Annotated in this window: 9 protein-coding genes; 6 read left to right on the top strand and 3 right to left on the bottom strand. The window is 56.9% G+C overall.

Going from position 1 to position 15,759, the window contains the following annotated elements; translation table 11 throughout:
* Positions 1 to 3 precede the first annotated feature (3 nt).
* From gspG to HWX14_RS20785, 3 genes are all read right to left on the bottom strand, one after another.
* Positions 4 to 474 (bottom strand): type II secretion system major pseudopilin GspG, encoded by a 471-nt coding sequence (gene gspG, locus HWX14_RS20795; RefSeq protein WP_175884276.1) that lies wholly within the window; start codon positions 472 to 474, stop codon positions 4 to 6.
* Positions 471 to 1,118 carry a lytic transglycosylase domain-containing protein gene (locus HWX14_RS20790; RefSeq protein WP_208456187.1) on the bottom strand — a complete coding sequence of 216 codons (648 nt, stop codon included), beginning with the start codon at positions 1,116 to 1,118 and terminating at the stop codon, positions 471 to 473. Before HWX14_RS20790 ends, gspG begins: the two co-directional genes overlap by 4 nt.
* A gap of 114 nt (positions 1,119 to 1,232) precedes the next feature.
* A complete protein-coding gene (locus HWX14_RS20785) occupies positions 1,233 to 2,369 on the bottom strand; it encodes a cytochrome c peroxidase (protein WP_175884275.1) in 1,137 nt (378 codons plus the stop codon).
* Positions 2,370 to 2,895: 526 nt separating this feature from the next.
* Here HWX14_RS20785 and HWX14_RS20780 point away from each other — a divergent pair.
* The 6 genes from HWX14_RS20780 to hutH all read left to right on the top strand — a co-directional run bounded on the left by HWX14_RS20780 (position 2,896) and on the right by hutH (position 15,718).
* Entirely contained in the window at positions 2,896 to 5,265 is a 2,370-nt protein-coding gene (locus HWX14_RS20780; RefSeq protein WP_175884274.1) for an IPT/TIG domain-containing protein, read from the top strand.
* Between the two features lie 55 nt (positions 5,266 to 5,320).
* On the top strand, positions 5,321 to 10,573 hold the full coding sequence (locus tag HWX14_RS20775) for an RHS repeat-associated core domain-containing protein (RefSeq protein WP_175884273.1): 5,253 nt from the start codon (positions 5,321 to 5,323) through the stop codon (positions 10,571 to 10,573).
* Between the two features lie 26 nt (positions 10,574 to 10,599).
* Positions 10,600 to 10,908, top strand: a complete 309-nt coding sequence (locus tag HWX14_RS20770; RefSeq protein ID WP_175884272.1) for a hypothetical protein — start codon at positions 10,600 to 10,602, stop codon at positions 10,906 to 10,908.
* Positions 10,909 to 11,910: 1,002 nt separating this feature from the next.
* Positions 11,911 to 12,867, top strand: a complete 957-nt coding sequence (locus tag HWX14_RS20765) for an integrase family protein (protein WP_244130288.1) — start codon at positions 11,911 to 11,913, stop codon at positions 12,865 to 12,867.
* A complete protein-coding gene (locus HWX14_RS36885; protein WP_347879832.1) occupies positions 12,812 to 13,258 on the top strand; it encodes a tyrosine-type recombinase/integrase in 447 nt (148 codons plus the stop codon). Before HWX14_RS20765 ends, HWX14_RS36885 begins: the two co-directional genes overlap by 56 nt.
* 912 nt (positions 13,259 to 14,170) lie before the next feature.
* Positions 14,171 to 15,718, top strand: a complete 1,548-nt coding sequence (hutH, locus tag HWX14_RS20760; protein WP_175884271.1) for a histidine ammonia-lyase — start codon at positions 14,171 to 14,173, stop codon at positions 15,716 to 15,718.
* Positions 15,719 to 15,759: the final 41 nt, after the last annotated feature.

Below are 15,759 nucleotides of genomic sequence, written 5' to 3'. Positions count from 1 at the left end.
AAATCAAGGAATGGTAATTTCAGCGCTCTCGCCGGTTCCATCAGGCGTGCCGCTCTTGCCGAGAGTCTTGACCTCAAACTCACCCTTTGGGCCTGGCGCTCTGTACTGGTAAGGCCTGCCCCAAGGGTCGGGAGGAACCTCTCTCTTCAGATACGGACCATTCCAGTTTGCAAGCGTCGCCGGCTGTACCATGAGGGCATTCAGTCCTTCCTCGGTCGTGGGATAGCGACCGGTATCCAACCGAAACGCGTCAAGCGCTTTCTCGAAAGATGCGAGCTGCGCTTTTGCAAGTGTCGTTTCTGACCTGTTCACCTGGGCGAAATACTTGGGCCCGACATACGAGGCGAGCAGGCCAATGATCACGATGACAACTAGCAACTCGAGCAGGGTGAATCCCCTGGTTCGAGTGATCGTGCATGACCGAGTTTGCTCGGCTGCAGCCTCGCTTCCGGCCGAGGTTCGAAGGAATTTCATCGGCTCCCCTCCTGCTCTACGTTTGTTGCCCGGTAGACTTCGTAACGCGCTAATACTTTTGGAACGTAGAGCATCGTTTCCCGGTACGGTGGAATAAGACGGTGACGTGCAATGATTGTCCGCTCCCCCGCGTTGTATGCAGATAAAGCTAGAACGACGTTGCCATGATATTGGTCGAGCAGCATCTTCAAATGCCGGACGCCAGCATCGATGTTCTGGTACGCATCGAAGGCGTCAGTCACACCGTACCGAGAGGCCGTCAGTGGCATCAACTGCATCATCCCGGCTGCCCCAGCTCTTGACTTCGCGTGAGGGTTGAAGTGTGACTCGACGTCGATGACAGCCCGTACGAGGGCAGGGTCTACTCCGTGTTGCTCGGCTACGTCCTTGACCACAACATCCCAATGCGACCTCGAATCCGGAGGCTTTGCCGTGAGGGCGAGCTTTGAAGGGGAGTGGGCGGCCATCGATGGATTGGAAATTCGCCGGGATGCCCTGTTGCGGGGCGCATCGCTGTAGCAGGGTGTTCCGTCGTCCAGGCGCGTCAGGTATACGTCACCGAAAGCAGAGGGTAAGTCCTGTACCAGAACAGCAATCGCGATGAAGGGCAAAAATGCCGCGCACGGAGAGCTCTTGCCGTTCATCTCAACTTTTCCCCAAAAACGGTGGCACCGAATACATTGACTCTCACGGAGCCTCTGGCGTCTCACCTATTGTCGTTTTACCTGCATGAATCGTGTGTGCTTTCCAGCCGGAGGTCAATTTTTCAACTTTGATAGTGCCGTGCTGCTCGTTAGGCTTTCCAGAAACGAGATCAGATCGCGCTTTTCATTCGGCGTCAGAATCAATGGGTTGCCGCTTTGCGCCGTACGGTAGTAGATCTCCTGGTCCACCGCCTCTTCGAGCGTCGCGACACTTCCGTCATGCATGTACGGTGCGGTCAACGCGACGTTTCTGAGACTCGGTGTTCGAAACTTGCCAATGTCGTCAGGGGCAAGCGTTACAACAAATCGACCGAGCTGTGCGATATCGTCGTTGCTGAGCACGAGAGCCGCAATAGAGTCACCATGGCTCCGCGATTGGATGACCCGCTGAGTCAGCTCCGCGAGTCGGCCATCAATGCGGGACATCCCGACATGAAGAGTATGGAATTGCTCGTCGGAGAAGCTAGCACCTAGTGGATCGATTGTGTGGCAGCTTGAGCAACGTGCTCGCCCGACAAATAGCAGGAACCCTCGCATGGCCTCCGGAGAGAGCGCCGCTTTATCGCCGCCAAAATAATACCGATCGAGCGCTGAATCGCTGACGACGAGGCTGCGTTCGAAGCTCGCGAGCGCCCGTGCAATATGCTGCGTGGTGATGTCTGGTCCGGAGACACCAAATGCTGCCCTGAATTTTTTGACGTATTCCGCATCACCCCGGAGTAATCCGAGCAGTGAGTCGAGATTGTCGAGACCGTGCTCTACAGGGCTAACAAAGGGCTCGAGGGCTTGAGTTTCCAGTGAAGGTTCTCGGCCATCCCAAAATTGGGTTTCTAACAATGCTGCGTTGAGCAGGCTCGGGGCATTACGAGTGCCAGTAAGACCTTTTACACCATGCGATCGTGGCAGCCCATCCGTGAACGCGTGTTCCGGTTGATGACAACTTGCGCAACTTATGGTGCCGTCAGCACTCAATCGCTTATCAAAGAAGATCTTTTGTCCCAACTGGATCACATTCCCGTTGCCGTCAGTGCCAGCCTCGCGTGTCGAGGGAGGCGGGCCTAGGCCGTCGGTGGTGACTTGTCCGGGGGCTGCAGTAGGTGTGCCGACGGCAATGGCCGCAGCGATGCAATGTGCAGTTAGCGCTGGCATGAGATTTTGGCTTGATCGCCAGCGGACGACATGTGCGTTCATTCGCTCTGTTACCCCGATGTCCGAAGTGTGAGAATCCTTCGGCAACGAAAAAACTAGCACATAAGGAAAATCGTACAAGGACTCTGTGTCACGCAAACGTTTGTCCCTAGGGGATTTACTAGAGTTCATCGACACCGTCGGATCTTGAGTGTGGGGAATTTATGGAAAATGCCGAGTTTTATCGTTAATCGTCACATCATTGCTTTATGTTGGTGACGTTGACTATCTGAGTCGCATGATCTAAAACACATCTCATTGTCGTAAAAGACTGGATTTAATAAAAGAAAGCGAATCGAAAGTAAATAAATGAAATCGGGGATAAAGATGCGAACCATTATCAAAAACAAATTTGGCACGCCCGCACTCGCTCGCGTATACCCCGAGTGTTCCGACGATTTGTCACGAACATTAGAATCGGCGCCGGGATCCAGCACTGCCCATCCATCTCCCTAGCCAGCATCATTGTTCGGCTTCCTCGTCATTCTGTTCGGTATTCGAAGTACCTACCTACAACGGGGTATAGGCGATGCTGCGTCGATCTTCTGGTTTCGTTCGTGTTGTTATCGGAATCGCCGCAGTCCTTGCGTCGCTTTCGGTCAACGTCTCATCGTTGGCTTCGACGTACAACTTGTCCTATGACGAGCTGGGGCGCCTAGTTGGGGTGGTAGACAGCGGTGGAAACACTGCCGCGTACACCTACGATGCGCTGGGTAACATCTTGTCGATCGCTCGCGGCAATAGCGCGGTCTCTATCGTCTCGTTTTCTCCAAGCAGTGGGCCAGTCGGCTCGAGCGTCACGATCTCTGGCTCTGGCTTTTCGGCTACGGCCGGTCAGAATGCCGTCACATTTAACGGTACCGCGGCGACAATTGTTTCCGCGACAACGAACCAATTGGTGGTCACGGTACCGGCAGGTGCTACGACGGGGCCGATATCCGTTACTTCACCCGCAGGAAGTGCAACGAGCAATAGTGTGTTCACCGTTGCTTCGGGGCAAGCACCGACCATCGCGAGCTTCTCACCAACGATAGGGGTGTCTGGGGCAGCAGTTACGATCAATGGTACTAATTTTCAAACTACAACGGCCGATGACAACGTCGTCCTTAATATTCGTAACGCGAGGGTTTCCACGGCGACAGCGACGGCGATTGGAGCCACAGTGTCACCATTGTCGACTTCTGGTCGCTTTACTGTAATCACGCCCTTTGGTCAGGCGACCAGCAGCCAAGACTTCTTTGTGCCGCCCGGTACACACGTACCGGCAGATGTGGGCGTTACAGGCCGGATGTCGCTCGGAAGCTCGCAATCCGTCACGTTGGGTACCGCCAATAAGATTGGGATGATCCTATTCGACGCGACGCCGGGGCAAAGGGTCATCCTGCAGGTCACAAGCTCCAGCTTCGGCTCTTGTGACGGCGGCACCATTCAGATTCTCAACGCCGACGGCACGGTCGCGGGTAGCGCGAATCTGTGTAGCGGTGGGTTCATCGATGCGATCACACTGCCTGTGGCCGCTACCTATACCGTTCTCGTGACCCCGTATACCTATACCAACAGCACTGGTAGCGTCACGTTTTCACTCAGTAGTGTGCCTCCGGACGTGACGGGGACAATTACCGCAGGTGGGGCTGCAGTGACACTGGGCACGACGTTTCCTGGCCAGAATGGCAGTCTGACGTTCAGTGGTACCGCTTCACAGCGTGTGTCGCTATATATGGCTCGCAGTTCTGGCACCGGGTGCTGGCGAGTCACGATATCCAATCCTGACGGCACTACCTTACTCAATTACTCCGATTGCTCAGGCGTTTACTTCAGCGATGTGCTGACGCTGCCAGCCACGGGTACGTACACGATCAAGTTTGATCCGCAGTCGACTAGCACGCAGACATCGACATTCACTCTCTACGACGTTCCACCAGATTTGACAGGAACGATTGCAGTGGACGGAGCAGCTGTAACTCTTGCTATCACGACTCCCGGTCAGAATGGCATCCTGACGTTCAGCGGCACGGCTTCTCAGCGTGTAGCACTCTCCATGACTCGCAATTCGGGCAGTGGCATCTGGAGGGTTACGATCAATAATCCAGACGGCTCCACGCTGACCGGTAACCTCGATGCCACATCCACCTATTTCAGCGATGTGCTAACGCTACCAGCGACGGGCACGTACACGATTAAGTTCGATCCGGACTGGACCAGCACCCCAACATCGACGTTTACTTTGACATCCGTTCCAGCGGATGTGACCGGGGCGATTACGATCGGTGGGTCAGCCGTTACGCTCTCCACCACGGCACCTGGTCAGAACGGTAGTCTGACTTTCAGTGGCACCGCTTCGCAACGTGTGTCTCTGTACATGGCACCAAATTCGGGGGGCGGATGCGGGCGAGTCACTATTTTCAATCCCGACGGTGTCAACACGACCGGGTATCCGTACGGGTACTCCTACTGTGGAAGCCCCATTTTCACTGACGTACTAACACTGCCAACTACTGGTACATACACAATAAAGTTCAACCCGGAGGCGGCTGCGGTTCAAACTGCAATGTTCACCTTATACAGCGTTCCACCGGATGCGACGGGGACGATTGCAATAGGTGGGGGAGCTACGACGCTCACCATCACAGCACCAGGCCAAAACGGCAGCTTGACGTTCAGTGGTACCGCCGCGCAAAGCGTGTCGTTGTCTGTGAGTATGGACTCTGGGCTCGTCAATGGGTGTGCACGCGTAAGAATCGTCAACCCGGATAGCACCGTCCTGCTCAATCCGGATCTGTGTAGTACGTCCAATACCTTAGGCCCCGTGACGCTGCCCAGCACAGGCACATATTCGATCATTTTTGATCCGGATGGGAAGAACACTGGCACGGCGTCCTTCACGCTAAGCGGCCAATGACGGGAAGAATGATGCTCCCGGAATGTCAATCGTACTTCACGGCAAGGATCGCGTCATGAACGGGTCGCTTCGCAAGGTGATTGGTTTCCTGCTGCTGATAAGTGTGGCGCTAGTTCCTGCACTGGCGGCAACTCCGTCGGCAGTAATCGGGCAGAGCGTGACACTTTTGCCAGATGGGCACTCGCTAAACATTGGAGGAGAGGGTGGCGCTGCGGCTTCGGCTTCTCTTTTTGACCCGACTACACAGCAGATAGTGCGACTGGCATCGGGACCGACGACGCCCCGGGCATGGCACGCGGCAACCTTGCTGCCTGACGGTAGAGTATTGATTCTCGGAGGGGTCGGAAAAGACGGTTCGATAATTAATAGTGCAGAGTTGTTTGATCCGGCTAACCAGTCGTTCACCGTCCTCGGCGATGTCGGGTTGCTAGCGCGTGCCCACCATACGGCCACCGTGCTCATGGATGGTACCGTGCTTGTGGCAGGAGGTGTTTCGGCGACAGGCGCACCGTTGCCGCAGGCGGAACTGTGGGATCCGACGTCCCGCCGGGCCCTGGCATTCAACGCGCAGATGGTTTTCCCGCGCGCTGACCATACTGCAACGGTGATGCCCACCGAGCCGGTATTGTTGTCCGGCGGACGCGACGGGAAAGGCAAACCCGTAACAACACCTGAGACTTACTCTCCGCCGCAGCAAAACTTTGCGGCGGTTGATGCTGCCGGCAGCGGTGTGCTGGCTTCACAGCCGGGTCAGGACGGTCCAGTAGTGATGGATTCCTTACCGGCGGCCGGCATGTCGAGCGTGGCCATTAATGCTCGTCTTGCCGTGCGCTTCTCGACGCCATTGTCGGTTGCCAGTCTCAATTCACGGACAGTAACGCTCTTGGGGCCCACGGATGCCGTACCTGCGAGCGTTGTGCCCGTCGAGGGCGGACGAATGCTTTTCGTGACGCCGCGGACCGATCTCCGGCCTGGGGCAAGCTATACGCTTTTCATCAGTGGTGCTGTCGACGCGGCGGGCAGGCCGCTCCCGTTTACCTCGATTGGCTTTTCCACACGTACGCTCAGCGCTAACTCCACTTCTGCGAGCACGTCCGCCGGTGGATCTGTCACGGTCGCCGCGGGTTCCGTCGGCGCTGCAGTACCCAACGCGGCATCAGCGCCGAAATCGTCAGCGCCATCGCCGTCATCGGTGGCTGCGGCTGCGGCCGCAGCCGGTATGGCTGACCTCACCAGCTGGATACCGAATGGCGCCCAGCTGGCAGGAGACTGGCGTGTGAAGCTGGCAGCGTCCCCTCTGCAGAAGTTGCCACCCCTGAACGCTGGACCAGGCGTCACCGCGTTGTCCGGTCAAGTCCTCTTCATGAACGGCACGGCGGCGGCAAACGTGACCATGAAACTTGGCGGTCAAAGCACGCTAACTGATGCAACTGGACGCTTTCTGCTTTCGGGTGTAAGTGCGGGCGCTCAAACTCTTGTTATCGATGGCCGTAGCGCGAACCGGTCTGGCAAGACATTCGGTTATTTCGAGGCGTTGGTTAGCGTGGACGCTGGTAAGACTACGGTGTTGCCGTATACAAGTTGGATGCCACTGATCGATACCGCCCATTCGGTGAAGTTCGATTCACCGACCGCCAGTGAGGTGGTCATTACCACGCCATACATCCCAGGTTTGGAGGTACACATCCCCAAGGGGACCGTGCTGCGTGATCGCGCTGGCCACATCATCAATGAACTCTCGATCACTCCGGTACCGGTGGACCGGCCGCCGTTCCCGTTGCCGACGCGCTATGTTCCGGTGTACTTCACCTTGCAACCGGGTGGGGCACATGTCGAAGGCGTCGATGCGGCGAGCGCACTTGGCGCTCGCGTAATCTATCCGAACTACCATCATGGCGCGCCAGGCAGTACATTGGATTTCTGGAACTACGACCCTACGGTCAAGGGTTGGTATGTGTACGGCCAAGGCAAGATCAATGGTAGTGGCCAGCAAATCGTTCCTGATCCAGGTGTAGCCATTTATGAACTCACCGGCGCAATGGTGTCACTGCCCAGCAATGCGCCCCCGAACGGCCCGCCCGTCGGCGGTTGTGGCGACTCGCCGGGCGCCGCTACCGTGCCGGCACCCGCAGGTCCTGATCAGAACTGCTCACAACAGCCGCAGCCAGGTCATCCCGCGAATCCTTCAAGTCCTAGTCACTCGGGAGGGCAACCCGGCTGCGTGTCGCAGGGGGGAGACCCGGTGGATTGTGCCACTGGACTCTTCGTGCTGTCGCGAAACGACTTGGCGGTTGCCGGTACGATTCCGTTGGTCTTGACGCGCGTCTATCGTCAGGGCGACAGCACGTCTCGCGCATTCGGTATTGGTGGCAACGATCGGTACGATATCTTCACGGTCGGTGACACTTGGCCGTGGACGTATCAAGATCTGATTCTCCCTGACGGCGGACGCATCCATTTCGTGCGCACCTCCTCTGGCACGAGCTGGACCGATGCGGTGTACAAGCACACGGCCACGCCTAGCGCCTATTACGGCGCCGTAATCAGCTGGGTGAACAACGGCTGGCAACTCAAGATGCGTGACGGGCGAACCATGTTCTTTGCCGAATGCGCGGGCTGTACGAGTTCCCGAATGGCTGCGCTCCGTGAATTTGATGACCGTCTAGGAAACAAGCTGATGCTGACGCGTGACTCGTACGGGAACCTGACGCAAATCAGTAATCCGGACGGGCGTTTCATTAGTTTGACCTACGACGGCGCCAATCGGGTGACTCAGGCACAGGATAGTATTGGCCGCACAGTCACCTACCAATACGACTCGAGCGGACGTTTAGCCCAGGTCACCGATCCCGACGGCGGCGTTGAACACTATACATACGATTCCGCCAATAACATGCTCACCGTCACTCGGCCGGGCGGCCAGGTAATGGTGACCAACCAGTACGACACACACAACCGGGTGGCGCAGCAGACGCTCGCCGATGGCGGGATATACCAGTTTGCCTACACGCTTGATGGTAGTGGGAACGTGACGCAAACCAGTATCACGGATCCGAACGGCAATGTGCGTCAGATCGCGTTCAACAGCAGCGGGTATGCGACCAACGCCAGCTGGGCAGTAGGTAAGCCGGAAGCGCAGACCTTTACCTACGGTCGGGGTGTTGGCACCAACTGGCTGACCTCCAGCGCTGATGCGTTGGGACGAACGACAGCCTACACCTATGACGCCGCAGGCAATCTCGCGACCGTGACAGCGCTGTCGGGAACTTCGCAGGCGGTCACTGGCACCTATACCTACGAGTCGGTGTTTAACCGCCCGATCACGTACACGGACGGGCTGGGTCACACCACGACCTACCGGTACGACACCTCGGGCAATCTCACCGAGATAGACGATCCGCTAGGCAACGCCACTCACTTTACTTACAACAGCCTCGGGCAGATGATCGGGAGCACCGATCCGCTGGGTCATGCCACGACGTTCAGCTATCAGTATGGGGACCTCGCGGGCGTCACCGATCCCCTCGGCAGAACAGTTACCCGCTACACGGACGGTATCGGCAGGATACTGTCCGTCTCCGACCCGCTCGGCAATCGCACGGTGTTCGACTACAACGGGCGCAGCTTGCCGACCCGCGTGACGGATGCGCGAGGCGGCGTCACGACCTTCGCTTATGACACCAATGGCAACCTGACGACCTTCACGGACGCGCGAGGTGGAGTAACGACCTTTGCCTACGACTCGAAGGAGCGGCGGGCGAGCCGCACTGATCCGCTGCAGGCAATCGAAACCTACATTTATGATGGGAACGACAATCTCACTAAGTTCACCGATCGTACGGGGAAGATTGGGACGTTCAGTTACGATGGGCTCAACCGTGCAGTATCGGCTGCCTATGGGCAGACCAGCTCCGGAGGCGGTCTAACGGCACCCGACGCCACAGTGGCCGTTACATACGATGCGGGTGACCGGGCTACCCAGATCACTGATAGCCAGGGCGGAACCATTACGCACACTTATGACGGCCTGGACCACCTCACCGCGGAGACCACGTTGCAGGGTAGCGTCACGTACATATACGATGCCGCTAGCCGGCGAGCTAGCTTTCAGGTGTCGGGTCAGAACGCAGTCACCTATGGGTACGACAATGCAAATCGCCTCACCGGTATTACGCAGGGCAGTGCGCAGGTCGGGTTTACCTACGATGCTGTAGGCCGGCGATCGACGTTGACCTTGCCGAATGGTATCGTCGCCAATTACAGCTATGATGTGGCAAATCAGTTGACCAGTATTTCATTTGCGAACGGTAGCACTATCGTAGGCAACCTGACCTACGCGTACGACAACGCCGGCCGACGTACGCAAATTGGAGGATCGCTTGCCGGGATGAACCTTCCGGCCGCACTAGCGAGTGCGACCTACGATGCCGATAATCGCCTCACCAACTGGGCCGGCACCACGCTGACTTATGACGCGAACGGGAACTTGAAGAGCGATGGCAATCTCACGTATGGCTGGGACTCGCGTGGTCGGCTCAACTCGCTCTCTGGTACGGCAACAGCGAGTTTTGTCTACGACCCAATGGGGCGCCGGTCTGGGAAAATCGTAAGCGGGACAGCGACGAATTTCGTCTTCGATGGACCGAACGTGGTTCAGGAACTGGCGGGTAGCGCACCCACAGCAAACCTATTGACCGGCCTTCGTGCTGATGAAATCTATAACCGTACCGACGCCCTCGGCTCACGTAACTTCGTCACCGATGCGTTGGGCAGCACGGTAGCACTCACAGATGCGGGTGGCGCGATCAAAACGAGCTACGTATATGAACCGTACGGTAACACTTCCGCCTCTGGCGAAGTGAATTCCAACCCGGTTCAGTACACGGGACGTGAGAATGATGGCACCGGCCTATACTACTACCGGGCACGGTACTACCTACCAGGATTCAGCCGATTTGCGTCAGAGGACTCGATCGGTTTAGCCACGGGGGCTAACCTATACGCCTACGTAAATGGCGATCCGATAAATTTAGTGGATCCGTTTGGATTAATGGCTTTGGGTGGTTCTTTGCCTTTTGATTTGCCAGACTCACCTGCTTCGGCTTGCGAAGTTCCGACGCAAGGTATAGCAATGGACGGTGGCAACGGAGGCGGCGGTGAACGGGGATGGGCTGGAAGTCCATACGGAACAGACAATCCATTCAAACATATGAAACCGCATCCGACAGATCCTGATAAGGTGATTTATAAAGATCCTCAAACGGGGAAGAAGATAGTCAAGCCAAAACCTCCGGGCTTCCCGGGGTAGATATCAGTGTGTTATTGGAGAAAGTCGTGGGAAAAGTTTCATCTTTATTTTCCAGTCATCAGATGATAGGTACCTGGCGCGCAGATGAAGATGATGCGCGATCGGAATACACAGTAAGTGCTACAGTAAATGGACTTACCGTATCTGGTCGAGACTTCCTCGATGGTGAGTTATATCAAATCTCTAACGTGCGCTGGACTGATGAATCGGTGGAGTTTGACACATATATGACATCGACAGGAAGACATGGTCATCTTGTTCTATCTAAACTTCCGGGAGGGCAGGCGGAAATGCTTTTCACTTTTACAGATCGCTGTTTGGCTTGTAGATTGTGAGTTTTGAGATCTAAATTTAATAGTATTTGGTGAGTTTTAAATGCGATAGGTGGCCAGGTTCTTGAGGAATTGATTTCGCGACTACTCGGTAATGGGGTTCCATCCAGGATTTTGGACATCGTAGCAGATGAAGTGATTTTATTTGCAAAGTACGTTTGATGCTGCTCGGAGTGTGATGAAGTCACACACTTCAAGTGGCTTGATAAATACGTCTATGTCTCGATTAATTAGGTGAATTTCAATGACCCGCGCGACTACTGTCTGTGGTGCAGAGCTGCTATCGTTGGTGGCGTCATCGGTGGAATAAGCGGGGGCCTTTCAGCCATCAATACCTCGGGAGTATCTGCTGAGGGAGTTTTGTAGGTGTTGCAGTCGGAGTCGCGTTGGTGCTCTTAGCACCGTCTCATTTGGGGCTGGAAGCATGTTTGCCCTTTCCAGTGCTGCGACAGGCGGTCTTGCTGGAGCAGCCGAAAACGTGGCTGGTCAGTTAGTCGGTGGTACATCTCCGTCGTGCATTAATTGAGGGGCGGCCGGCGCTCAAGGTGCTATCGGCGCATTGGCGGGGCTTCTCGGAGGTGGGTTACCGGCAACGAGTTGCTCGTCTCTCGCCCTCGGAGCTGTTCGGGTCAAAGAACGCGCCATTTTGGGGCGTGCCGTCGAGGATCGCACGTCCGCGGGATATTCTGGCGCCATAAAGCGGGACTCATTCCAAAAAAAGACCTTCAGTCCTTGCGGGCGTTTTTTGCTTCGAAGCAACAACCACTATAACCGGCAGATTTCGGGCACTCTTTCGAAGAGAACGAATAGGGGAAATTTCGGACTGGTCCGTGCTGGTCCGCCTCGATCCGGTAAATTCATTAAGTAATTGAAATATAACGATAATTATAGGGATTCCCGCGCTCCTGTTGCTGCTTCGACGCTTGTCTACGCTTAGCTAAACTTGCCGCCTTGGCGTAGGTTTTTGTGGCGTTGTGCACGAAACCTACGCCGCGTATGCTTTTCTTGGGAAAAACCTACGCCGAGGGAAGAATGCGCTTTGATGCCCGTATCGTCGCCAAGCTGCCGAGCGGCGAACACATGACCTTTGAGAGATTTCCGGGGCTTCGTCTTCAGGCTTCGGCGAGTCGCAAATCGTGGACGTATCGCTACAAGCCGCCGGTCGACGGCCGCATGAGGCAGGTGAAGCTCGGCGAGTGGCCCGCGATGGCATTTGCTACAGCGATCTCCGCGTGGGAAAAGAGTCGCGCCGAGCGCGATTCGGGCGCCGAGCTTTCCGTTCCACGTCGAAAGCGGGAAGAGGCGGCTGCTCGTCCATCACCAACCAGCTACACCGTCAGGGAGCTGTGCCGCGACTATCTGGAAGGTCACGTAAAACCAAATCGGAAGACGAAGGGAGCAGTAGAAGTCGCCCGTATATTCAAGGCGATGCTTGGGCCTATTGCGGACACCAGCGCGGCGACCATCACACGTGCCCAGGCGTTCGATTTCCTGGATTCATATCGCTCGACGCCGGTGCTCGCGGCGCGCCTTCGCATGGAGCTCGGAGGTGCCTGGAACTATGCGGTGGATGCCGGGCGCCTTCCCGACACCACTGCGAATTGGTGGAAGGATGCTTTAAGGGGGGGATTGAAGAGCAAAGGCCGCAAGGTCGAGGGGAAATACACCGGGACGCAGAAACGAGTGCTGTCGGTGGATGAACTCGGCACATTGATCCGCTGGCTGCCGAATTTCAGTTTGACTGTCGCTGATGCGCTGACGCTCTATCTTTGGACTGGCACGAGAGGGGGCGAGATCGTCGCCATGGAGTGCGCCGAGGTGACGGAGGAATCCGACGGCCTCTGGTGGACTATCCCGAAACACAAGACCAAGGGGCTGCAAAAGCGAGAGAGCAACGGATCTGCGCGTGCCGCTCATCGGTCGTGCAGAGGTTGTTGTGCGACGGCGCCTCGGTCAGGCTAAGGGAACCTTTTTGTTCCCGTCTTCGCGCGGAACGTCGATGGACCAGACGGTGGTCCAGCACGGCGTCTACTACCATCAACCATATTGCAAGATCGCGCCGAAACATGACCGGCCGCGTTTGCCAGTCACGCACTGGTCAGCTCACGATCTTCGACGAACAGCCCGGACATTGCTTGCAATGATGGGATGTCCCAATGATATTGCCGAAGCAGTCCTCGGCCATGTGCAACCCGGAATCATCGGCGTCTACACGGGAAGGCACGGGAAGGCCGGCAGGCCTGGTTCTATCGCCACCCGCCGGCGAACGATCTGTCAGCCATTTGTATTTACGATGTTCAGACCGATGAGGAAATCACTGACACCAACGAGCCGCTCCAAGGCCGGGCGCTGAAGCTCTGCACCTTCAAGGTCGGTGAGCGATGCCGCCGCGGGGTTGGCGTCACTTGAGCGGCTGGCACGTGACATCCTGCGAAGGATGTCACCTCAGATGCTGATTGTTGATGAGGTACATCACCTCCACCTCCGCCACGCCACGAGCAAACCACGGAATTTGTGGCTGACCTGGGGTGCTGACAAAGAATGCCCACCTTGCGCGCGAATCGGAAAACGTCATAGACGATCAGCACCAGTTAATTGCTGGAGTATGGAGATGACATAAAGGCGGGTTGGGGCATGGATTTCAGGGCTTCTAACTTATGTCAATGTAAATGGGCGGTTCGTGGTGGAGGCACCTGAATTGTCCATGGCTCTAGTGCGAACTCATATACGTTGATAGCGCCTTGTTGCAGAAATACGTAGGCCGCAGTGAATGGGTCACCGCCTGGAGCACGACAGGCGGAAACGATCTGCGAAGTGTCTCGACCGAGTTCGCCGGACCTAACGACATTCCCTGTCCCATCGCTCGCCACAACCCGAGCCGATTTCGGCTGATTGTGTGGACCTTGGAGTGAGAGTTTCACTGCCGTTGCTTCCCTGAGGCCTCCCAACGCGAGGTTTGACTTGACCGTGTGGGATCATTCGAATCGTGAGCGGATAGCACTTAAACAATCGATAAGATAACGCGAATATTATTAATTTATTTCCATAATGAAGGCCGATTCGCCCCACAAGATGCCATAGTTATTCAAATAATTTCGGGTTTAGAAAAACTAAATTCCGGATGAAGATCAAATCGCTTGTGGTACAAAATGGCCACCTCTACGCTTGCGAACAACACAACAACGTCAGCAGGCTTCCACCCCAGAGGGGTGACTCCCCCGTCGCATTCTATCAAAAGAGGATATAAACAGTGTCATTGTTACCCATGAAAACCCGCAGCAATGAGATCTCCGAAGTCCAGCTCGGCGCATCTAATATTTCGATCGAACAATTCGTTGCGATTGCGCGGAACGGTGCGCATGTGACATTTTCATCGGATTATTGCGAGCGCGTATTGAACTCGCGCCGTCTCGTCGAGCGATTCCTCGATCAAAACCGGCTGGTCTACGGTGTGACGTCCGGGTTCGGCGCAAACTCGACACGCATCGTCAGTCCGAGCGACGCCGAGCAGCTTCAGCGCAACATCGTGCGCTCGCACGCCGTGTCCGTCGGCGAACCACTGCCGCGCGAGCTCGTCCGCGCCACGTTGCTGATGATGCTGATCAGCCTCGGCAAGGGTTACTCCGGCGTCAGCCTCGAATTGCTGCAGCAAATCGCCGGGCTGCTTAACAACGACATCACGCCGTTCGCGCCGGGCGACGGGTCGGTCGGCTATCTGGCGCCCGAGGCCCATATGGCCCTGGTACTGATCGGCGAAGGAGAAGCGTTCTTTCGCGGCGAGCGCGTGAGCGGTGCCGAGGCACTGGAGCGCGCGGGACTCAAGCCACACAAGCTGCGATGCAAAGAAGGGCTTTCGCTCACCAACGGCACCACGTCGGTGACGGCGATCGGGATGCTCGCGCTTCACGACGCACTTGAGCTGTCGAAGGTCGCCGACATCGCAGCGTCGATGTCCATGCAACCGCTCAAGGCCACCACACGCTCGCTGGACGCGCGGTATCACGCCGTCAAGCAGCACGCGGATCAGCACAACACGGCCGACAACCTCCGCCGCCTGTTGGCCGGCAGCGCGCTGTGCGAGCGCTTTGCCGACTACCGGCTGCAGGATACCTACAGCCTTCGCGGAATCGCACAGGTCCACGGCGCGGCGAAGCGGGCGATCAATGACGCATACGACGCGATACGCGATGAAGTCGGATCGTGCGGCGACAATCCCGTGATCCACCCCGACGGAGACGACGGCACGGCGATTTCCGGCGCCAACTTCGACGGCACCTTCGTCGGCATTGCGTGCGATCTCCTGTGCATCGCCATGACCACACTCGCGAAGATCTCGGAGCGGCGCACGGATCGGCTCGTCAACCCGTACTTCAGCGAACTGCCGGCGTTCCTCGCGAAAGATCCGGGGCTGAACAGCGGCTACATGATCATTCAGTACACGGCGGCCGGACTGCTGGGCGAAATGCGCACCCTCGCGCAACCGGCCAGTGTCGACAGCGTGCCGACAAGCGGCAATCAGGAAGACCCTGTGAGCTTCGCCTATCACGCGGCACGGAAAGCCTATGCCACGTCCCGCAAGCTGCAGCACGTGCTGGCGATTGAGTTGCTCACCGCTGCCCAGGCGCTCGACTTCTTCGATCCCGCCGATGCGTCGCCGGCAACCGCGGCGGTCTATGCACGCATTCGCCAGGCGGTCCCGACCGCGGAAAGCGATCGCTTCTTTTACCCGGACATGACGGCCGTGCACCGGCTGGTCGAACAGGGCCACCTGGTCGACATCGTCGAGCACATCGCCGGCACGCTGCACGACTGACGTCCACGCTGCCGGGAACGGTTTGCGCCGCGAGTCGGCGG

Source organism: Burkholderia sp. BCC0044 (assembly GCF_902832955.1).
GTDB lineage: Bacteria > Pseudomonadota > Gammaproteobacteria > Burkholderiales > Burkholderiaceae > Burkholderia.
Note: the sequence above shows the minus strand (reverse complement) of the source record. Positions and strands in the feature narration are given on the sequence as shown.

Bases quoted from the DNA above. Each gene is read 5' to 3' on its own strand.
- gspG (WP_175884276.1), bottom strand. From the start codon at position 474: ATGAAATTCCTTCGAACCTCGGCCGGAAGCGAGGCTGCAGCCGAGCAA.
- hutH (WP_175884271.1), top strand. From the start codon at position 14,171: ATGAAAACCCGCAGCAATGAGATCTCCGAAGTCCAGCTCGGCGCATCT.
- HWX14_RS20785 (WP_175884275.1), bottom strand. From the start codon at position 2,369: ATGAACGCACATGTCGTCCGCTGGCGATCAAGCCAAAATCTCATGCCA.
- HWX14_RS20780 (WP_175884274.1), top strand. From the start codon at position 2,896: ATGCTGCGTCGATCTTCTGGTTTCGTTCGTGTTGTTATCGGAATCGCC.
- HWX14_RS20775 (WP_175884273.1), top strand. From the start codon at position 5,321: ATGAACGGGTCGCTTCGCAAGGTGATTGGTTTCCTGCTGCTGATAAGT.
- HWX14_RS20790 (WP_208456187.1), bottom strand. From the start codon at position 1,118: ATGAACGGCAAGAGCTCTCCGTGCGCGGCATTTTTGCCCTTCATCGCG.